Origin of the sequence: Saezia sanguinis (assembly GCF_003991585.1) — a bacterium.
In the GTDB taxonomy this organism is placed as follows: domain Bacteria; phylum Pseudomonadota; class Gammaproteobacteria; order Burkholderiales; family Burkholderiaceae_C; genus Saezia; species Saezia sanguinis.
In genome coordinates this window covers 212,124-233,830 of the sequence record NZ_PQSP01000001.1, presented here as the reverse complement: position 1 = coordinate 233,830, position 21,707 = coordinate 212,124, and the positions used below count along the sequence as shown (strand labels likewise).

General features: G+C 49.2%; 15 protein-coding genes and 1 tRNA gene. 7 read left to right on the top strand and 9 right to left on the bottom strand.

What is annotated here, in order from left to right; genetic code table 11:
- Positions 1–96 precede the first annotated feature (96 nt).
- On the bottom strand, positions 97–351 hold the full coding sequence (locus tag CUZ56_RS01025) for a hypothetical protein (RefSeq protein ID WP_126977367.1): 255 nt from the start codon (positions 349–351) through the stop codon (positions 97–99).
- A 248-nt stretch (positions 352–599) separates the two neighbouring features.
- Between CUZ56_RS01025 and CUZ56_RS01020 the strand changes: the two genes are divergently transcribed.
- The 5 genes from CUZ56_RS01020 to CUZ56_RS01000 all read left to right on the top strand — a co-directional run bounded on the left by CUZ56_RS01020 (position 600) and on the right by CUZ56_RS01000 (position 5,256).
- The gene (locus CUZ56_RS01020) at positions 600–1,004 is read left to right on the top strand and encodes a TIGR03757 family integrating conjugative element protein (RefSeq protein ID WP_126977365.1); all 405 of its coding nucleotides are present in this window, start codon (positions 600–602) and stop codon (positions 1,002–1,004) included.
- Between the two features lie 29 nt (positions 1,005–1,033).
- Complete coding sequence (locus CUZ56_RS01015) at positions 1,034–1,936, top strand: TIGR03756 family integrating conjugative element protein (protein ID WP_126978495.1); 903 nt, start codon at positions 1,034–1,036, stop codon at positions 1,934–1,936.
- Positions 1,937–2,008: 72 nt separating this feature from the next.
- On the top strand, positions 2,009–3,370 hold the full coding sequence (locus tag CUZ56_RS01010; RefSeq protein ID WP_239442011.1) for an integrating conjugative element protein: 1,362 nt from the start codon (positions 2,009–2,011) through the stop codon (positions 3,368–3,370).
- A complete protein-coding gene (locus tag CUZ56_RS01005) occupies positions 3,367–3,705 on the top strand; it encodes a hypothetical protein (RefSeq protein WP_126977361.1) in 339 nt (112 codons plus the stop codon). The genes CUZ56_RS01010 and CUZ56_RS01005 overlap by 4 nt, the downstream gene beginning before the upstream one ends.
- 9 nt (positions 3,706–3,714) lie before the next feature.
- Positions 3,715–5,256, top strand: coding sequence for a conjugal transfer protein TraG N-terminal domain-containing protein (locus CUZ56_RS01000; protein WP_126977359.1), 1,542 nt, complete (start codon positions 3,715–3,717; stop codon positions 5,254–5,256).
- 13 nt (positions 5,257–5,269) lie between these two features.
- Here the strand turns inward: CUZ56_RS01000 and CUZ56_RS00995 are convergent, their stop codons facing one another.
- Entirely contained in the window at positions 5,270–5,686 is a 417-nt protein-coding gene (locus CUZ56_RS00995) for a DUF3742 family protein (RefSeq protein ID WP_126977357.1), read from the bottom strand.
- 207 nt (positions 5,687–5,893) lie between these two features.
- Between CUZ56_RS00995 and mobH the strand changes: the two genes are divergently transcribed.
- Entirely contained in the window at positions 5,894–7,732 is a 1,839-nt protein-coding gene (gene mobH / locus CUZ56_RS00990; RefSeq protein WP_126977355.1) for a MobH family relaxase, read from the top strand.
- Between the two features lie 123 nt (positions 7,733–7,855).
- On the opposite strand, the gene CUZ56_RS00985 is transcribed toward mobH, so the two are convergent.
- From CUZ56_RS00985 to CUZ56_RS00975, 3 genes are all read right to left on the bottom strand, one after another.
- Positions 7,856–8,434 (bottom strand): hypothetical protein, encoded by a 579-nt coding sequence (locus CUZ56_RS00985; RefSeq protein ID WP_126977353.1) that lies wholly within the window; start codon positions 8,432–8,434, stop codon positions 7,856–7,858.
- The gene (locus CUZ56_RS00980) at positions 8,431–9,015 is read right to left on the bottom strand and encodes a plasmid fertility inhibition factor family protein (protein ID WP_126977351.1); all 585 of its coding nucleotides are present in this window, start codon (positions 9,013–9,015) and stop codon (positions 8,431–8,433) included. Before CUZ56_RS00980 ends, CUZ56_RS00985 begins: the two co-directional genes overlap by 4 nt.
- 305 nt (positions 9,016–9,320) lie before the next feature.
- A complete protein-coding gene (locus tag CUZ56_RS00975) occupies positions 9,321–9,737 on the bottom strand; it encodes a hypothetical protein (RefSeq protein WP_126977349.1) in 417 nt (138 codons plus the stop codon).
- A gap of 205 nt (positions 9,738–9,942) precedes the next feature.
- Between CUZ56_RS00975 and CUZ56_RS00970 the strand changes: the two genes are divergently transcribed.
- Positions 9,943–11,628, top strand: a complete 1,686-nt coding sequence (locus tag CUZ56_RS00970; protein ID WP_239441935.1) for a ShlB/FhaC/HecB family hemolysin secretion/activation protein — start codon at positions 9,943–9,945, stop codon at positions 11,626–11,628.
- Between the two features lie 36 nt (positions 11,629–11,664).
- Here the strand turns inward: CUZ56_RS00970 and CUZ56_RS00965 are convergent, their stop codons facing one another.
- From CUZ56_RS00965 to gltX, 4 genes are all read right to left on the bottom strand, one after another.
- On the bottom strand, positions 11,665–12,195 hold the full coding sequence (locus CUZ56_RS00965) for a hypothetical protein (protein ID WP_126977345.1): 531 nt from the start codon (positions 12,193–12,195) through the stop codon (positions 11,665–11,667).
- Positions 12,196–12,198: 3 nt separating this feature from the next.
- Entirely contained in the window at positions 12,199–19,512 is a 7,314-nt protein-coding gene (locus tag CUZ56_RS00960; RefSeq protein WP_126977343.1) for a two-partner secretion domain-containing protein, read from the bottom strand.
- Between the two features lie 615 nt (positions 19,513–20,127).
- Positions 20,128–20,203, bottom strand: a tRNA-Ala gene (locus CUZ56_RS00955).
- A gap of 73 nt (positions 20,204–20,276) precedes the next feature.
- A complete protein-coding gene (gene gltX, locus CUZ56_RS00950; protein ID WP_126977341.1) occupies positions 20,277–21,662 on the bottom strand; it encodes a glutamate--tRNA ligase in 1,386 nt (461 codons plus the stop codon).
- Between the last annotated feature and the right edge of the window lie 45 nt (positions 21,663–21,707).

Below are 21,707 nucleotides of genomic sequence, written 5' to 3'. Positions count from 1 at the left end.
TTTAAATAAAGGGCGTTTCTTTACCTTGATCAAAATAACTCGGACAAAATTAGGACGCGTCAACACACTCTTATACTTTAAAACTCTGTTTATCTATTACTCCTGTGCTGGACTATTTTGTGATTTGCGTTTAAATAAACTCACTATGAGCAATAGGATGACTATAAGCACACATACTGATCCTGCGATACCAAAGAAGCCTATGATTCTTGTAAACGAAGCAAAATATGCTACGTTTGGATACGAATCTACTCCCGCCTGTATTCTCATTGCTGATTGAATCAAAAGTATGGTGGTTAATATTTTTTCAATAGCAAATATCGTAAATCCAATGTAGATCACCTTTTTCATGATGGCTCCTGTGAATTATTTTTCTCTATGCAGACAAGGTTTCACGCTTTCTGCGACACAGGGCATGATTATATATCTTCAAGGCTTAGCTTAAAAGGCGTGTAGTGCTTCTTATGTTTCCCAGACCCTGGCCAATATGCCCGATCAAACAATCAAGAAATCAGCACTACCCAAAATCCGATTTCTTCGCATACAAATCACCCAAATCGATTGAAATACGATCATATTGATCACTATTTCATTCGCTCATGCATAAGTATATTGTTTCATGTATCGCTGCCCTGGCATTGCTTGCCAGTTTTGGTGTTAACGCACAACAAATTCTGGTTTTTACCGACACCGAGCATCCGGTCTTTTCCGTGCCCGATCAGGCGCATGTCTATGAACTGGATCAGGTAAGGCAAATTGAAGAGTCTCTTTTCAGTGATCTGGACACTCATAAAGGCGATCCAGCAGAACTCGCAAAAGCCAGGCTCACTGCCCAAACACACCATCAACTTGCTCAGTCTTACCGGGGCATTGTTGATGCCTGGACACTTGGCGTTCAAAAAATCCCCGCTGTTGTCGTAGAGCGCCAGTACGTCGTTTACGGTGAACCTGATGTGGGGGAGGCAGTTTCACGCATTCAGAATTACCAGGAGAAACATCAATGAACTCATTTTTTTCACGGCTGCGCCTCACCATGCTTGCTTTAGCAGCAAGTATCAGCATGTCAGCCCAGGCTCTGACCACTCCCGCCATAGTCACTTCGGCTTTATCCCTTGATTGCCTGGATTACAAAATCGTGGGCATCTGCTACTGGCTGCACTGCAGCCTTGGTGGATGCAAAGTGCGAACGTCTGTCAAAGTCCGGCACTACGTTCCCGATGCGGTGGTATCAAGCTACCAAGCCACAGGTAAAAATCCCTGGTCAGAAGTTGCCATCATGAGTACCCCCAACACAACTGCCGAAGATGGCGGAAATGGGACAACCAGCGAAAAGCATCAAAATGAATTATCGCGCTTCAAAAACGCTGACGTGATCGGTCACCCGGCAAGCGAAGTCTTTAGCGAATTTGTCGGCGCAATGGGCTTGTCCTGTTCTGGTGCTGGCATGCCATTTATGCCTTATCTCCTAAGTACCCTGGATACGCTCGCATGGCGCTATTACGTGCCCGAAATGGCCTATCCAGAAGCCTTAGTGCCTGGAATGCGGGAAGTTGGCAGCACAATTGCTGCAAATATGTGGGGAGCAGTTTATCCGCGTGGCGGGTTTATCCATCAGGCTGATGACCACAAGGCTGCAGCCGTGATTGCGCAGCGGGCAGGAGATATCGTCACCCGCAGCGCACAACCCCATGTCTACTACCCTCTTTTAGCCGAGTCCAAAGATGGTTACTGGCCCGCTGGCGCTTTGCTCGAAGGCAATGCTGCAACCGGCAAATGGCAGGAACTCGCTCCTTCGATGTCATCTTCGTGCATGACATTTCCCCGCTCAGGATTTTTGACGCAAGACATCCAGGGCGCTTATGCCTGGACTCTTTGGAGACCTTATAGCTGCTGCAAAAAACGCGGTCAGATATTTTTGGGCAGTATTGATTTTTAATGAGGTAAAGGTATGAAAAAACAACTCCCCGCTTTGGCAAAAAAGATCAGCTATCTGCTGGTCGTTAGTACCATGACGCTTTCAACTCTGGCACATGCTCAAAACCCCAACCAGACCCGGTTGGATGAAAACGGGTTCAATCATGGTGGAGCCATTATAGATGACCATGTTTTGTATAACATTGGTGGCGGCAGAGCCGTATCAATGACTAAAACCGCTAATATGCAGTCTTTGTCCGTTGGCGCTGGCTGGAGCTCCAACCTGATCTGTGGTGATATGTCGATCAGCACCACGCTGCAAAACCAACTCAATGGTGTAACCAATGGTTTTCAGAACATCATGAGTAATGTGCTGCAAAACGCTACGTCAGCGGTTGCATCTCTTCCGGCATTGATCCTCCAGCGTGCTAATCCCGCCCTGTATAACCTGATCACCAATGGCATTCTCCAGGCCAGAATGGATTTTGACCGCTCCAAGCTGACCTGTCGCTCGATTGCCGAGCGGATGGCCGATGTCGCCGGAGGACAACTGGAGTGGAACCGACTCTCCGAAGGGATGGCTTTAAAAGCAGCAGTTAATAAAAGTGATGCCGTATCTGCCATAGAAGAAGCCGAATCGGACCGTGGCAATTCCGGCGTACCGTGGGTAGGCGGCACAAATGCCGGTGGCGCTGGCCAGGAGCCTATCAAAATTGTTGGCAGTGTGACCAAAGCAGGCTACAACCTTTTAAGCGGTCGCAGCGTCACAGAATCCTCTGCTATTAATCCGTCAACCTGCCAAAATAATCTCGTCTGCCAAACATGGTCTTCCCCCGAAGAGGCACAAAAATGGGCTGTACGCGTTCTTGGAGAGCAGGAGCAGCGCACCTGCGAAGGCTGCACTAAAACGCAAACAACGCCCGGTGTGGGTCTCACACCGCTGATACAGGAGGAATATGAAGCCAAGATTGAAGCACTGCAGGCAATGCTGAATGGCTCAAAACCCACTACCCCACAAAACCTTGCCGCAGCTGGCAGCAACTCACTGCCAATCAGCCGAGGGGTGATTGAGGCGTTGCGCGAAGAGCCTGACCTTGATTTGATGGCAAAACGGCTGGCTTCCGAAGTAGCCCTTGCCAGCGTCATGGAAAAAGCCCTGCTGTTGCAAAGAACGATGCTCACCGGCTCCAAGGAGCCCAATATTGCGGCAAACGAGCTGGCTCAAAAATCAATCAGCCGTGAAACTTCCGTGCTGGATCAGGAAATCCAAAACCTTAAAACCGAACTGGAACTGCGTCGGATGCTGGCCGGTAATTCAGCGACCGCCATTTTGGAGCGTCAACGCATCCGGGCTGAAGCCTCTCGTGGCATCTATGAAGGAGATCCCGAACGTAACCGTCTGGATACAGTCAACCGTGGCGCTGACGGGAGCATTGATGGGAGTACAGCACCATGAGGATTTTACGCAAGGTTTTTAACCGGCGCGTTGCACTGACACTGCTTACTGTCCTGCTGGTGGTGGCAGTTGCTGCTCTGGTCAATGTTGTCGGTATTGAACTCGCCGGTGATATTTTGTCCTGGGATCATTGGCTTAAAAATAACGCCCCTGTCTTTTTTGTCTGGCGCGTACTCCTTTATGCCGCAACGGTCTATGGTTGGCTCTGGATGCGAAAGCGTGTGCTGCAAAGAGAGGAAACTGATGAAGGCCGCAAGCGTCTTAAGCGCGTTGAGATTTGTGCAGCCGCTTCAATTGTGCTGCTTGAAGTGACCAATTTCCTGGGACAAAGTTAAGGGGGAGAAATGACGCTATATACAGGCGATTATTTAGAATATTACCTGACCCTGGTGGCCTGGGTCATTAACAATGGTGTGTGGAACATCCTGGTTGCGTCCGGCATTTTTGCCATTCCCTTTATCGCAATCATTATTCAGGAATGGTTAAAAGCGCGTGGTGAAGGCGTAGATGAGGGTAACAAAGGAGCGCTCTCCGCCATCCGCATTGAAAACCGTGTCTGGGTCGCCATTGTCGTGTTGCTGTTTGCCGGAGTACCGATGATCACAATTGATCTTTCATCCATCAAATACGATGAAGGTCGAGCCAAACAATGTCAGGTATCTATTCCAAAGCCCGAAGAAACCCGCTGGGACACGGTTTTTACCACCATCAACAACCAGTCAGCCAAAGTACCGATATGGTGGTTCTTTGTGCATTCGCTCTCACGCGCAGTGACCGGCGCTTCAGTAGCATCCATCCCCTGCGGCACAGATCTGCGTCAAATGCGCATGGAGATCAACGATACACGGATCAATGACCCTGTGCTGGCTCAGGAGGTCGCGGATTTTACCAATGATTGTTATGCGCCCAGCCGTGCAAAGCTGTTCATGTCGCGCCCTGAACTAGGTGCCAAGCAGATGAATGATGTTTCATGGATCGGGTCGCAATATTTTGTAGGAACGCCGGGGTTTTACGACAGTTTCCGCTCCAAAACACCCAGAGTGGACTGGCCATACGATTCCACACGTGACGCGGGTCTTGCTCAGGTAGCGAGCGGCGGCGGTTATCCAACATGTACACAGTGGTGGCTTGATAGCAGCAAGGGACTACGGGCACGCCTGATTGCACAGGTCGATCCGAGCCTGATATCACGTTTCGGTCACTGGATCGGATTCTTATCTCAGGATGAAGTCAATGATGAGCTGATCCGGGTTGTTGCATCTCCGCGTCAGCAGAATATGAATCGCGGGGCGGTTTATACCGATTACGGCGGTCAGGTTGGCGGCTCTCTGACCAATGGTGTGACCCGGTGGGGCAGCAATTTGGGCACAGCTGTGACCAGTTTTGGGTATTTCCCTGCGATGGATAACCTCAGACGATCACTGCCAATGGTTCTGTCTTTTTTAAAAATGGCGCTGGTGATCTGTATTCCAATGCTGCTTGTTTTTGGCGTTTATGAACTTAAAAACGTCATCACGGTGACATGTGTGCAGTTTGCGCTCTTCTTTGTCGATTTCTGGTTTCAACTGGCAAGGTGGATTGATTCGACCATACTGGACGCACTTTATGGCGGGGAGTCGCCACACAGCAACCTCAATCCATTGATGGGGTTTGATAACGGAATGAGCGATGCGCTGCTCAATTTTGTGATGGGGTCTATGTTCCTTGTGCTGCCGACCATGTGGATTACGGCGCTTAGCTGGATTGGTATTACTGCGGGAAATATTGCTGGTAATTTGGGGAATGGAACCAGGAGCAGTACTGATGCAGGCGCAAAAGCAGGGGATCTTGCCAGTAAAGCAGGCGGGGAATTCAAAAGCGGCTTTGACGCAGGTTTGAAAAGCTAGTGATTAAGCAAAATCATTTTCTGAACCGGGGGTCAGGATCATCTTCAGGATAAAAATGTGGATCATATCCAGGCTGATTACGGTGATCGTCTTCATCTTCAGGGAAATACGATGGCGATGGTTTTTCTTCCAAAACTTCTCCCAGCCAGGATGGCCAATTCGCCAAAATGAGCACCACAAGGATAATCATAACCAGTATCTGAACGATTGCCCACAGCAGGGAAACCACACCGGTTGCAAACAGTATGGCCACGAGACCTGCCACCAGCAGTAGCCGAAGGGTTATCTTGGTGGCCGTAACAGGAACTCCGATTTTTTTAATCCACAACGCGAAGCGGTTTTCCAGGCGAAGCCACCCCCGCCAGGCTTTTCCAAACATGGCACCAATACGATGAGAGGTTTTAGAAGAAGTTTTAAAGGGGGTTTTCATGATAAATATGGCTATTTTTGCTCTGTCTGTACCACTATAACAATTTATCAAAAATCACGCCACGAATAAAAGGATAAATGGCACAACAAATGGCATAAAAGGTCGTAAGGGAATGGATCATTAAGGGCAACGGTCCTACCCCTTTTAAACAGTTAAAAGGGAAAAAGGCTTAAAGGTCCATTGGTTGATGAAACGATTGGAGAGGCAATGTTTTCAATTCTGCGCAGGAAGCTGCCGCTTCAGGCAGCCTGTGTTACCCCCCCTGCTCTGACAGAAGCTATAAACGGGTCTGGCGATTTTTTACAGCCCATGATCGCCAGTGAGCTTTTAGCTACACCCCGGCGTCAAATGCTCCTCAAGCATATCTGGCAAAGAACCGCCCTCTCCCGCTCTCAGTTTGAAACTCTGTATCAGCGCCCCATTGAGCGATATGCCGCGCTTGTGCAGCAATTTCCGGCCTCTGAAACCCATCACCATGCCTATCCAGGGGGAATGATCGACCATGGGCTGGAAATCGTCGCATACGCGCTCAAACTGCGCCAGTCCCACCTCCTCCCTATTGGCTCTTCATCCGAAACGCAAACAGCGCAGTCCGAAGCCTGGACCGCCGGTGCAGCGTATGCTGCTTTATTGCACGATATCGGTAAAATCGCTGTTGATATCGATGTTGAGACATCTGATGATAAAAGCTGGCATCCCTGGCATGGTCCGCTGACCCGGCCTTATCGTTTCAGGTATCGGGAAAATCGTGAGTACCGGCTTCACAGTGCGGCTGCAGGACTGCTTTATACGCAAATTCTTGACCGGAATATCCTGGACTGGCTCAGTACTTTCCCGACATTATGGTCTGCCCTGCTCTATGTGCTGGCTGGTCAAATGGAGCATGCCGGCATCCTGGGTGAAATCGTCACCAAAGCAGATCAAGCATCCGTTGCACAGGAGATGGGAGGCGATCCGGTCAAAGCATTAACAGCGCCTAAACATGCCTTGCAGCGTAAACTGCTGGATGGCCTGCGTTATCTTCTGAAGGAAAAACTAAAACTCAACCAACCCGAAGCCTCTGATGGCTGGCTTACTGACGATGGTCTTTGGCTCGTGAGTAAAACCGTATCGGATAAGCTGCGGGCACATTTGCTCTCGCAAGGCATCAGCGGTATTCCTGAAAAAAACACGGCAGTATTTGATGTGCTTCAAGAACATGGCATTGCGCAACCTGCATCCAATGGTAAAGCAATCTGGAAAGTTGCCATCAACAGCAAATCAGGTTGGTCCAATACACTAACGGTTTTTAAGGTGGTCCCGGCATTGATATGGCAAGCCGGTGATCGCCCTGACCCCTTTGAGGGATCAGTTGTTCCGGTTGCCGATGAAACTATCGCAGAGTCAGTGGCATCTCCAGAAGACACACCAGAGTCCATTGACCCGACACAATCTGTTACTTTGGTAACACCTCCCGCTCAACCAATCAAAGCTGATAGCCTGGACGCAGTACTGGATCTGCTGGGACCCAATGCATTAAACCAGCCTGCGCAAATACTGACTGAACCTGTCACTGCCCCTGCAGCGTCTTCCAGGACTGCTCCTGCCAGCAATGATAAGACGGCATTTAATTCCGTACAAACAGCCACGCTCAGTCATAATGAAACTGAACCAGGTGGAGAACATTTTGTGGCGTGGCTAAGGCAAGCCATTCTCTGCAAAAAACTGATCATCAACGATGCACAGGCCACAATCCATACAGTAGCTGATACTGTTTTTTTAGTGACCCCCAGTTTATTTGTCCGATACGCTCATGAATTTCCGCAAAGCGCAAAACTGGCAAAACCCGACAAACTGACTGATTGGGAGTGGTGTCAAAAGCAGTTTGAGCGCCTCAAAATCCATCGGCGTCAGCCCAATGGCCTAAATATCTGGACATGTGTTGTCTCTGGGCCTCGCAAGACCAGAAAACTCTATGGTTATCTGCTGGCCAGCCCCGAACTGATCATGCCCGATATTCCTTTCAATAACCCCTACTTATCGTTATTGGAAAACGAAGAAAAATAGGACGTTCATCTCATCTCGTCAGATCAAAGCTATGATCGATTAAGGTGTAAATTTCTTTTGCCGCAACGGAGCCGTCCAGAACGATTGTCAGCCAGTGTTAACTATCAGCAATAAAATAATCTGCTAAAGATGCGATGCCTGTAATACGAATTCAGTAATCTCTGCCGGGATGCCAAGTCGAATAGGAAAGCCATTCCATAAACCAGTTCCATTACTTACATACAAATGCATACCATCAATCATGTAACTTCCGGAAATATACCCTCCATTAGCGTAGCGAAGTAGCTGATCAACCCCTTGTATCATTCCGCCATGTGTGTGGCCAGAAAGCTGGACATTTACACCCGCCATTGCGTATTCTGTCGCACCAGCAGGCCGATGACTCAAAAGAATTGTAGGCATATCCTCTGGTGCCCCAGCTAAAGCTGAATCTAAATCTGGCCCTTTCATGCCATAAGACAGTGCCGCTTGATCTGTAATGCCTGCAATCACCAGGGCGCTATCCTCAACATTGATAATTTCGACTTGGCCTTCCCCTTTTAATCCCAGTGCGCTTTTGGAAATCGTAATCAACACACCATACCATTTTCTGTTATGCGCATGTCTGAGAATTGCAGTATCGGGCGTTCTTTTCCAAAGATACTCTGGCTGCGTCCCATATTTGTCTGCTGCATATTTCAAGACCCGAGCTTTGGTGATCATGTATGTACCGTATTAATTTCTTCTGATTCAGATTCAAGCAAATCTTTAATCGTATGAGGTTTGCCATCAGGTAAGCCTGCCATTAGTTGAAGCAGTTCGGCATTTTCTGTTCGGCACATCACCGGCAAACATTTTGCCCCATACGTTAACAACCATATAGTCTGGGTAACACCAACGGTAAAACCAATGTAGGGCGTGCGTTTGACAACCTTTCGCCCCATGTGCTCTTTTAAAAATATAAAACGCCTCTTCCAAACATCCTTCATTTCATCCCGAATGTCACAGTAAATAAAGGCAAGTGGTACAGGCTTGGACTGCCCATGCGCAAAGCAATTTCCTGCCTCATGGAATTCTTGACACTTTCTCCATGTCCCAGGATTACCGTGAGCCAATTCAAAGTAATCCTCATCCGTATCATTGCGCCACAGTTCAAGCAAATACTCTGCATCCACTTCTACAACACTAAACTCACTTGATACGTATTCTGTGCGTAAAAACTGATCCCCACGTTTTGTTGGAACCCGAAACACTGCCCGTTTGCACTGTCTTGGTAACTCTTCAATTTTGTAAAATGTTTTCAAATGACCTCTCTCCTTGACCGTGAACCATATTGCTAACCAATTATCCGCGCATCAAGATGATTTTTGGAACTGCAATTTTTTATTATCAAACGCTCATAATGTTATCACCCTAATGCAAAAAATCAATTTCAGCAAAATCAGGCTAATATTCCGCTTTCAATAATTCCAATTATTATATTTACTGCTATCTCGATACGTTTATATAATTTTTGGTATGAATATCAGACGATCTATATACCCATACAAAAAATAACGAATCCTTGACGGCAATCGTTCAGCGTAGCGATATTCGTCATTGGGTGGGACTACCTGGTTGAAGCCCGCGTATCTGATAGCGAAGGCATGGCAGAAGCGACACAACCGTTGCCCTGATAGTACGAGAAAATCACTACGTCATCGTTTAAGGTAAATGTGATTTTGCAGTGTTGCTCCACCGTTGCCCAACGTTCGGGCTGAACAATCCTTTGCTGCGTTGTTTTGCCATCATAATAAGGTTGGTATATTGCAGGCGAGACCATGACAGGTGCCTTCCTTGTCGTCTGGAACTGCAATGTCACATCCGTATCATTATCTATCACCTGATCAGGTTTCCCCCACAACGACTCCAAATCATTGCGGCTCCATCCCTGATATTGCGCCAGGTAGTCATCCATCGACATCGATGGCGATGCACAGGCAAATAATGCCGAAGCCACAATACTCAGGAAAAGCACTTTTTTCATAGCAACCTTTGCGACAGATATTTAATTATCCATTTATTTAATGATCTGTTTTCATTATAGATACACTTTAAATACTTTAAATGACGTAAACATATTCTCCATTTACAATTCAACTATATGTTTTAGCAGTTGATGAATGGTTGTTATGCGGTTATTATTTTTCAGAGATTTTATTACATTCAATGTTTTTATTATATTCTGTGTTTTGATCAGTCATGCTTTTGCACAAGGCCGCATACCTGACTTCTCCGCTTCCGAACTTCAACTCCAGCAGCAACGGGAAAGAGAGTTGCGGGAACAGATGGAATCCATTCCCAATGTCCAACTGGATACAAGAGAGCAGCAAGAACAGCCCAATGTCCGTTTGCCTCAAACAGAAGAACCCTGCTTTGATATCCAAACTCTCCAACTCACAGGAGAACTTTCCGACCGGTTTCAATGGGCGCTTCGAGCTGCGAATAAAGACGCACAAGGTAAAGATGACATCGCTACCAACCGCTGTCTCAGCTCACAAGGCATCAACATTGTGATGGGGAGGATTCAAAACGCCATCATTCAAAGAGGCTATGTCACAACACGAGTCGTTGCACCTGAACAAGACCTTGCTTCGGGGACTTTATCTCTGGTGGTGATTCCGGGTTATGTTCATCAAATCCGCTGGGCAGATGAGATGAGCGGTAAAACCGCCAGTTGGCGTACTGCCCTACCTATGCGTGAAGGTGATTTGCTGAATCTTCGTGATCTGGAGCAAGGATTGGAGATGCTCAAGCGTGTTCCTACAGCAGAAGCTGATATCCAGATCGAACCCGGCGATGACCCAGGGCAAAGCGATCTGGTCATCACGAGGAGTCAACGTTTTCCGTTCCGGCTGAATGTATCCATTGATGACGGTGGCAGTAAAAGCACAGGCCGCTATCAGGGGGGACTGACCTTTTCTTACGACAACTGGCTTAACCTCAATGACCTTTTTTATATCAGCCTGAACCATGATATCGGGGATGCCAACGGAGGTGGCTCCAGAGGGCATACCATTCACTATTCTGTCCCTTTCAGGGGTAACTGGCTTTTCAGTGTCAATGGCAGCTATTACCATTACGACCAACTAATTCAGGGTATCAATCAGCAATACAAATACAGTGGCAACAGCCGCAACTTTGATATGTCGGTAAGCAGGCGCTTGTTCCGAACATCAACGATTCGTACCAATGTTTACTTTAAAGGCTGGACTCGCAACTCCCATAACTATATTGAAGACACGGAGATCGAAGTCCAGCGGCGGCGCACATCCGGCTGGGAGATCGGGGCGGACTACCGCCAATACTTGGGCAATTCAATCCTGAACGCTGGATTGTCCTACCGCCGTGGTACGGGAGCGAACCGGGCAATCAGAGCGCCGGAAGAGGCGTATGGGGGAGGTACATCCCGCATGGAGATCATTAACCTGAACGCCACATTGAGTGCGCCGGTGCAAATAGCAAACCAGAGCTTTCGTTATTTCGGCACGCTGCGCTCACAATGGAATGGCACGCCGCTGACATCGCAAGACCAGTTCTCCATTGGTGGACGCTATACCGTGCGGGGGTTTGACGGCAGAGTGAACCTGATGGGAGATCGGGGCTGGTTGATCAGAAACGACTTTGGATGGATCGTTCCGAATACAAACCACGAACTGTATCTGGGGGTGGATTACGGAGAGGTGTCAGGACCGGCCACCCAATATCAGGTAGGCCGCTCTTTGTCGGGTGCAGTCATCGGTCTGAGGGGAAGCATCGCCACAACGCAGTACGGCTACTTCAGTTATGATGTTTTTACCGGCACATGGCTTAAAAAGCCCAGCGGGTTTGAGGCTTCAAAGTATGTGGCAGGGTTTAATCTGAATCTGGCTTTTTAGTGCCGCCCATTGCGCATTAGGAAGACGAGTTCATTTTTATTGCCTAAACCTCCTGTAATCCAACTTTTTATAAAATGCTTGTGCTGCTGTATAAACATCTGAATAGCCTGTAACTTTTTTTGCCAGAATATCATCAACACTAATATAACCGTATTCATCACCATCACCTAGAAGAGATTGCGTGTCCATCAAACGATTGACGCCTCCCATTTTGGCGACTGCAATTAACATGGCTATTTCTATTGCAGTCATTGGCATTGAGGAATCCAAACCCATCGTACCAAGCGCAAAATCATATTGCTCTCCATATCCCAACTCTTCCCAATATTCATTCCAAGAGTAATAAAGAGAGCAACCATCATGGCTCCATTTTCTATCAAAAAATGCTGCACATTTTTCAAGTTCGATCTTATCGATTTTCTCTCTAGTATCGCTATTCAAAAATTCAAGTTCTAATTCCTGAGTTAATCCCAATAATTCATTAAATATCTTTTCTGTCTTTTGTATGAGTTCAGATACTTTAATCTCTACAGGTACAAATAATTTTACTGATAATGAAAGACTCATAATTTACCACCCTACTGGTTTTCCTGCCCTTGCGCCACCAACTTCAATCGTTACAAAGCCGTCTTTGGTATTAACTATAATGCGGTTAAACACACCTTGATCTAAAACTCTGCCTGATTGTGTCAAAGCACCTTTATTTGCAAAATCAATGACTACATCAGCACTCATGTTTCGCGCATCCATATACATCGTTGCATTACTTATATTATGATCTGCACCTACACGCACACCTTCACGAATTTCACCTAATATTTTTTGCGGTGAATTACCGGTTACTTCCTTCAAACTGACAGGTATCTTTTCCCCTCCGGCGAGATGGTGCCAGCCATCAATAGCAGGATAACGTGTTGATGGAACAACTGTACCGCCAACAATTGACTCCCCTTGTATTAATTTGGGCACACCTTCAAAAGTCCCGCCTGATTGGGCAATAATTCTGCCAGCTTGTGCTGACTCAGCCGCACTCATCCCATTGCTGATAACAATCTTTGATGGAAGGTCTGTAATACTTACCCCTTTTCCAATACTGGGGATTTCAGTTACGGTAACACCATCTATAACAAATATTTTTCCAGCATCTGTCATCGGTGGAATATAGCCACCACCCCCTGATGGCGGCGGCTTCACCCCTGCAGCCACATCATCTATCGCTTTTCCGGCAGTGTTGACCAGTCTTTGCGTTGCTTGAGGCAATTTACCCGCTATTTGAGCGCCTCCTTTAACGACCAGCAGTGCTGCAACCAAATCTGTCGCAAAGCGGGTAGATTCTGCACCATAGACTAAGGCGGCTTCAAACCCTTCATCCTGCGAAGCGTGGTACAGCATGTCATAGCGGCCTTTCAGGTCTTGAAGGAAGGCATCTCCAAATTGCGCTCTAGCCTCTTCTGAATTAATCAGTGCCTGTATAGCCTCATAGGTCTGCACTGGAGATGTCACCAAAGCCCAAACACCTTCCACAGCTTCTTTACCTGAGATCACAACGCCTGTGCCCATACCTACAGCAAATCCGGCATTTTGTTCCCAATCCAGTTTTGCATACTGCCACCAAACTGCCTGGCGGCAAGCTGAGTCTCCACCACAGGCCCGCATTTCCTGATCTCTTCTGGTCTCTTGCGCATGGGTCAGGTAGTTATTCTCCTGCTCCACCTTGCCAGCAATCACCGCCGCATTGGAATCGCCCCCAAGGGCTTCCGTCACCCCACCGATGATGCTGTTCACCAGATTCATCCTGTCCTGCTTCTGCTGGGCAGTCATACCTTCTGGATCGGTTTGCAGCAGGTAGTTAATGAGTACCGCACCGCCTGCGCCCAGCGCAGCGCTTGTACAGTCACTGCCTCCCGCTGCCGCGCCTCCACAGGCAAGAATGCCTTGCAGCAGTCCACGGAGTTGTTCTTTTTCTTTATCGGTGCCTTGATAATTGTTGAGGAATTCCTTAATCAACCCAGCGCCTTCGCCTTGTAGGTAATTCACAATCGCACCTTGCAGGATGTCGGTGCTGGCTCCACCGACATTGCCGGACAGCGCTGCATTGATGGCCGTAGCGATCTGCCTGCCAATGCCGCCCATGCCCCAAATGGCGTCATCCTTGAGTTGGGCGATCTCCATTGCAAGCTGGAGCTTTTGAGCATCTGTCAGAGGGACGCCGTTAATTTCTCCGGCATCAAGTATGGCTTGTTTGTCTTCCCATGCTTTGGCTTCCATTTTGTCGAGGTTATCGACCAACTGACTGCCCTGATTGATGAACTCCTGAGTGATCTCCATCTCGGCCTGCATCTCATCCACAAGCTCTTGCAGGTTCCAGTCTTTGGTGAGGCTGTTTTCGTCAAGTTCTCCGGTGATGACATCGCGGTTAAGCTCTTCGATGGTTTCTTCTGCGGTTTTGCCGGTAAGTATCTCTTGCTTGGCTTCATCGGTGATGATGATGGTGCCACCACTGATGCCTGATGTGGTGGTACTGGTGTCACTGTCACTGTCTTTACCCTTGATCGGGATGCCGGGGGTAAGGCTGGGCAGACCATAATTGCCGCTGTCACCATCTTTGCCTTTACTCATATTACCGCTGATGCCAAAGGAATCTCCCTTGACTTCATACCTGCTCTCGTTATCGATGTTTTCAGAGGTGAGTGTGCTGGTGGTCAGCTGGTTGCTGCCTTCTTTGATAGCAGTTTGCGTACTGGCGATGACACCGCCTCCCAGGTGGGTGTTACCGCCCACGGTGATGTCAAACCCACCGTCTCCGGCCATGATGCCTGCATAGTCGTTCACGCTGGCGTAGCTGCCGTCTCCCGTCGTTTTGCTGCTGTTAAAGCTGGCGGAGGGACCTCCCAGAGGCCCAAAGTTGAATCCGAGTGAGCCGGATTTGCTGCTCTGGCTGCTGTGTTCTGTGCTGGTATCTTGCAGGGATTCGATGTACAGGTTACCGCCGATGTCGGCTTTAACACTCTCGCCGCTGACCTGAGAACCGATGATGTTGACGTCTTTGCCGCTGGTGATGTTGAGGTTGTTACCTGCGGTGACGGTAGAGCTTGTCCAATACACATCATGGCTGTTGCCGCTGCCTTTGCCTTTGGAACCGCTGATGCTTGCACCAATGCCCGCGCTGGTAAAGCTAACGCCCAGCGAGGAGGAACTGGATTTGTTGGAGCTGTTGCTGTCTTCGGTGTTACGGGCAGCCAGGATATGAATATCATTTTGGGCGGCAGGGCTCACATCATTTTTGGCAGCAATGTTGGAACCTTGTATGAGGATGTTGCCGCTGTCTGTATTTTGTTGTTCTTCACCACTTTTACCTGTTGCTGTGAGGTTGATGTTTCCTCCGGCAGTGAGGTTGGAGCCTTTGGCCGTATCACTGACATTGGTGCTGGTACTGGTGGTTTTGGAATTGCCAATGCTCACCGAGATACCAATCGCACCTGAACTGACTGGGTTCTTGCCTGCGGCCATATCCTGAATTGCATCATCCATGGTCATGGCGTTATTGACGATAGCAAGCCCTGACGCGCCTACTGCCAGCGCTTTGCTTCGGTCAGAGCCCGTGCGCTTGGCCGCATCGTTCATTTGCTGCGTGGTCTGGATGGCTGAGATGACCGGAGAATTCACGCTGACAGTGAGGCCACTTTGTTTGTATTCGTAACGGTATTCGTCTTTTCTGGTTTCGCGGGCTTCTACGATGGCGATGTCCTGCGCGGTGACGTTGATATCGCCTTTGAGAGCCAGCACGTCACTTCCAGTCTGGATATAGCTGCCTCCTGCCGCGCTGATGTTGACGTTACCTTCAAGGCTGCCCACGCTGGAAGCATAGGCATAGGTGCCCTGGCTGCTCTGCTGGGTAGTCTCTTTGGTGGAACCGACATGTACGCCAAAGCCTTTGGATGAGATGCCGGTGGTTTTTTTGCTGTGGAAAGAGGTGGAGTAGTCCTGCCCAATACCGCTTTGGGTAGCAATATTGCCCCCGGTGGAGATGAGGTTGAGATCACCTGTGGCCACCACATCACTGGCCCTAATGGTCATGTCGCCTGTGCTTTGCAGGTTGATCTCTTCTGCGGAGAGTGAACTGCCGACCAGATCGGTACGGACGGTCTGATAACGCCATTCCTGTTTCTTGGAGCCGCCCAAACGGCTGTTGTGGTTGTAAAAACTCGAACTGTTGTCGCTTTGCTGTTCGGCTGCTTCAATACGGATGGTGTCGACCACAGCGTTGATAGCACCATCACCACTTTCGAGTTCAGAACCACGAATGGTCAGGTTGTTGTCAGCGATGAGGTTGATGTCTCCAGCGGTGAGCATCTGACTGCCGTGTTCATCAATACTGTTTAAGCCGAGGCTGTTTTTACCATCGAAAGTGACATTGTGGTGCGCTTCGGTCGTGACCGTGCCGATATAAATATCGTTTCCTGCAACCAGCGTGGTGGAGCCGCTGGTGTTGTTTATGTTGCCAGTACTACGTGCTGCGGCTTCCGGTTGTTCTGCCGGTGTGCTGTCATTGATGATGGCCGCACCCTCAACACGGATGTCTCTGCCTGCCTGCATATAGATATTACCGCTGCTGGCTTCTTCGGAAGTTCCCTCATTGCCTGCAAGGTAGATAAGGCCGGTATTGCCGATGTTGCTCATGCTGCCATGCTGGTCAGCGCCTTCGGTAACGGTGCTGGCATGAATGATGTCGCCTCCGGCAATCATCTGAATCTCGTTGTAGGCAGTAATCACGCCGCCAATGTTTTCTATATTGTTTTCAGCCTGAAGGACTGTGTTATTGCCGTGCAGTTGTCCGCCAGCAAGGTTCTGGATGTCGCCCATATCTGCGACAAGGTTGCCGCGAGCGGCGATAGTGGCGCGGTTGGTCAGGGTATTGTCCTGCCCGCCTAAATAAACATTGTTAGCACTGATCATCGTGCCATCAGTATTGATGAGGCTTGCGCCGGAAGCGGTATAGACCTGCGGGACGAGGACAGTCTCGATACTGCCGTCTGGCAGCATCACGTCGCGAGAGACCAACCAGACAATGTCCGTGGTCAATTGGGCCATCTGCTCCGCGCTCAATGCGAGACCAACACTTAACTTGTATTCCTGCGCAAATTCAGCACCGGCACTCATGAGCGCCATGTATTGCTCTTCGTCGCTTTGGTAACCCGCCAGGAAACGGTAGCCGGTAAGCCGGCCGATCTGCTCACGGATGAGTTGCTGTTCATAAAAGCCGTCACCCAGCCGTTTGTAGCTCAGATCACCGATCAGCCCGAGTTCTGAGAGCATGTAGTCGGAAGACAGCCATTTGCCGTAATTGGCAAATCGCGGGTCGGTTTCAATGAGGTAGTTTTTATCCGCGCCGGGATGGATTTCGTAGAGGCTGCTGCCAGGTGTGGTCAGGATCACGCCATCCATGTCGGGGTTGGTGCTGTTGATGGCGGCGTTTTCTGTGGATTCGGTGATCCCAAGATCAATAATGCTTTCACCTGTTTTTTGATTAAAATCTGCCTGTCCAGACCAGCTTCGGCCACTGGCGGTGCGCGAGGTGTTGATCTGCGTGCCGCTGCGCGTAATATAGTCTTCACCAAGAGCGGCAATATTCTGGAGATTGCCAACGGTGGTAATACTCCCACCGGCAAGAATACGGCTTTTATCGTTGAGGATATCGCCTGTGAGATGGATATTGCCCCCAGCAATGATCTCTCCCGGATTGGTTTGGGTAACTTCGGTGCGGTAGTGGGTCTCGACATACTGGCGCATGGTCTCCTGAGAGACTTTGCGGTTTTCTATATCGTTCCTGAAGCGCCAGACTTGGCTCTGCAAAGCGTTGAATTTCTGGTTGGTGAGGTCAGCACTGTCTCCTGCTTGCGGAGCCTCGATACCTAGGATGCTCCACGCGCTGTAGTAACGACCTCCCGGTTGATAGTCGGCTCTGGCGTTATTCGGCAAAGACCTGAGTCCTCCCAGTCTGAAGATGGCCAGTGTCTGTTCCTGAGTGTAAATGCTTGAAGGCCGGAGCATGAACCAATTAGAGCTTCCTCCCAGACGGTCTTTAGCTTCCCAAAGGGTGTTGGTGGTAAACCACCCGCCTACTGTGTAGTCGCTGCTGCCGTCTTCTTTGAAGAAGAGGACTTCTTCGTTGTTGATGACTGAACTGCCGACCACATGGTCGAACACATTTTTACTGTCTTGAGCGACGATGGCGTCTTCATACGTGGTATTGAGGTTTTGTATCTGGACTGCGGCAATGGCAAGGTCGCCCACGGCTTCTATCGTGCCGCCATCGTTTTGTACAAGGGTTGCTTCTCCCGTCGCTGTAAGAGTTGAAACATCCAACGCACCCGCAATGAAGAGGTTGCCGCCGCTGTAGATCAGCGCATGATCCTGGTTATACAGTTCGCCTACACCGATATCCAGCCGGTCTCGGGCGGCGATGGTTGCGGCCTGTTTCTGCCCACCAATGGTCTCTGACGTGTTGGTGATGCGGCCCCCTTCAAGCGCCAGATGATCACCATAGATTCGGCCAGTACCGATATTGGTGAGTTCCTGCGCTTTGATATGGGTCGTCGCGCCGTCAATCAGTCCCCGGTTGGTCAGCTCGCTGCTTTGTATTTGGGTGGTCGCCGCGGCAAGCTGCGCTCTGCTGTCGTTGATAAGGGTGGTCGCTTTTGCAGTTAATGTATCCGTGGCAACGATGTCGCCCCGGTTATGAAGGGTTTGGGTGGCTTCAAGATTAAGGCTGCCGGTGCCTGTCAAACGTCCTTCAGTATCGATGCCCGCAGCAATCAGCGCATCTTCTGTATTCTCGATGGTTTGCGCCTGTAAGCTCAAATCATTTTGAGCAGCAATAATGCCAGCGTTGATCATATTATCTGCGCTGGCAGTCAGTGTTCCCTGACTGTAAATGGTGTTGCTGTTGTGAATCTCTCTGGCCTGAAGGTTGATCTGGCTCTGTGCGTTGATCGCGCCTGTATTGACCAGTCTGCCATCGGCGGTGACAGCAACTTGTCCCACACTGGCTCCGATATGTCCGGCGTTTCTCACCCCCACACCAGACTCAGTGCCGATGAGGTGGATTTTACCGGCGTACATGCCGCCCAACTGTGCGACGTCTATGGCAAAGAGGGGCTTACCAGCCTCATCTTCAACAGTAAGCTGGATCGGTGCGCCATTCGGGGCAAAGTCGCCAGTGCCTGCGGCAACAGTGAGGTCTTTGGCCCAAAGGCCCGAGTTGATTTCAACAGCACGGGCAATAATGCGGGTGTAGTCGACTGTAGAGGTATCAAAGGCACCGTTAATCTGTATGCGGGCATTGTTTCCTCCGACACGGAAGGCTTCGAGGTGGCCGCTGGCTGCAAATATGGGTTTGCCTGTGGTGAGGGTGGCACTGGTGGCGTTGATGAATCCGCCACCACTCACAGCGATACCCGCAGGATTAGCGACAATGACTTCAGCCCGGTTGCCTGCGACTTCAATATAGCCTTGGAGCATTGAAGGATTACCGCTAGTGACTTCGTTGAGAATAATTCTGGCGCTTTGTCCGGGAGCAAAGTTGGCATTGCCCTGAATCCAGCCTGCAAGCTGGGTGTTGGAATTCGTGGCGTTGTTATTGAGAATCACGCCTTGCTGCTGCACATCAAACTGCTGATACTGGTTACGGCTCACGCCCGCGTTGCTCGGTCCCGTGATGTTGACGACGGGTACATTGTTGGTGTTGGGTGGTGTGGTGACATCAGGCCGGTATGCTCCGGCATTGGGGTCGGCTACGATTTGTGCGTAACTTAAAGGGGCCTGACCGAGTAAAACACAGAAGACAAAAGTAAAAGTAATGCTACGTTGTAAGCTGGATGACATATCGCCCTCATAAAATTCAAATCAAAGGGGGCGCAAAAACAGAGTTAATTTTTTAAATTAAATAAAAAATTTTATGATGCGTCCTGTTTGATGGAACAAGTTTATTTTTAGAATTCTTGATATATTTAATTATATATATTGAATTTAACTTTTATATCGATTCATTTATATCCAACTGGCTTTTATGTTTTATTCAGGATGAAGAGCAGGCTTGAAGAGAATTACAAAGCCTGATTCTTTTTACGCCTGCTTCTGTGTATTGCAGTTGGGTAAATAGTGGCATCCCTATCCACGCTCAATCGCCCAGGACCTCGCTGGCAAGGTGAAGGTTAACGATCCGGCCCCAAGGTGATCACAAGGTGAGATATAGCCTATAACGAGAAATGAAAATTGACCTCATGAAAGAGGGATCAGAAAGCAAAAAAGGCTGCCAGATAGCAGCCTTTTAAAGAATTCGCCGGACACTTGTTAGCATGCTCAAAATACCTGTTGTTCAATACTCACAGGTACTAAAAAGTATAGGTATCGCCTCAAATTTAGGGTTTATTTAGGGTTTAAACTCAAAAATAAAAAGGCCGATTTTCTAGAAAATCGGCCTAAGTCATTGATTTTATTTGGTGGAGGTAAGCGGGATCGAACCGCTGACCTCTTGCATGCCATGCAAGCGCTCTCCCAGCTGAGCTATACCCCCGTTTGATCTATGCTTGGCCGACCTTCTTATGCAAAACCGGCCAATCAATCAAGAGTGTGATTATGGCAAAAATTTATACCTTACGCAAGCGCCCTAATACTACTTCTTTACCCATCAGTGCAAAAACTTCATCAATCGATGGCGAGTTGGGCTGCCCCAGTACTAGCACCCGTGCCGGCGCGCCAATCTGAGGCATTTTCAGGCCGTGTTTTTTCATCGTCTGCTTAAATGCTTCAAAAATGGCTTCTTTCTCCCACGCTGCCGCTTCCAGCGCATTCGCCAGATCCGCGATGGCCGGTTTCAAGGCATCTGTCACATACTCACCAAGCAGCGCGGCGTCTAATGTGGGTTCCTGATAATACGGCAACGCGCACTTGGCCAGATCAACTGTTGTTTCACAACGGGTTTTGAACAACGCACAGATTCTGCTTAAGCGCTCGTCTCCCTGAACACCCTGTTTGCTCAGGTGTTCATTCACCAGCTCCGCAAGCACAGCGTCATCGGTCATTTTCATATGCTGCGCATTCACCCAGCGCAGCTTGGTTTCATCGTAATGCCCGGCACTTTTGCCCAGATGGTCCAGATCAAACCATTCAATCAACTGCTCGCGGGTAAAAATTTCATCATTGCCATGGCTCCAGCCCAAGCGGGCCAGATAGTTCACCACCGCATCAGCCAGGAAGCCTTCTTCGCGGTACTGGATGACCGGTTTGGCGCCGTTGCGTTTGCTCATTTTTTCACCATTTTCATTGAGCACAGTCGGCAGGTGCGCAAACACCGGTGGCTCTTTGCCCAGCGCGTGAAAAATATTAATCTGGCGCGGCGTATTGTTGACGTGGTCATCACCCCGGATCACATGGGTAATGCCCATATCTATATCGTCCACCACCACACAGAAGTTGTAGGTGGGCGTCATATCCGTGCGGGCAATCACCAGGTCATCAAGCTCTTCGTTGGAAATCTCAATATGGCCCTTGACCTTATCCTCCCACACAACTGTGCCACTCAGCGGGTTTTTAAAACGCCACACAGGTTTCACATCAGCCGGAACCGGTGGCAACGTTTTTCCGGCTTCAGGCCGCCAGGTGCCGTCATAACGCGGCTTTTGTTTGGCCGCCATCTGACGCTCACGCAAAGCATTCAATTCTTCCTGGCTCATGTAACAGGGGTAGACCAGCCCTTTTTCCTGCATTTGCGCCAGCACTTCCTTGTAGCGGTCCATGCGCTGCATCTGGTAGAACGGCCCTTCATCGGGCTGCATACCCAGCCAATCCATGCTTTGCAGAATGACATCGACTGCCTCCTGCGATGAACGCTCCAGATCGGTATCCTCAATTCGAAGGACAAATACACCCTTATTCGCTTTGGCAAAAGCCCATGGATACAACGCGGAACGGATATTCCCCAAATGGATAAAACCGGTAGGAGAAGGTGCAAAACGTGTGCGTACAATACTCATATGTCTACTTTGTTAATTATCATCAAATAACTTATCCGGCAAGCC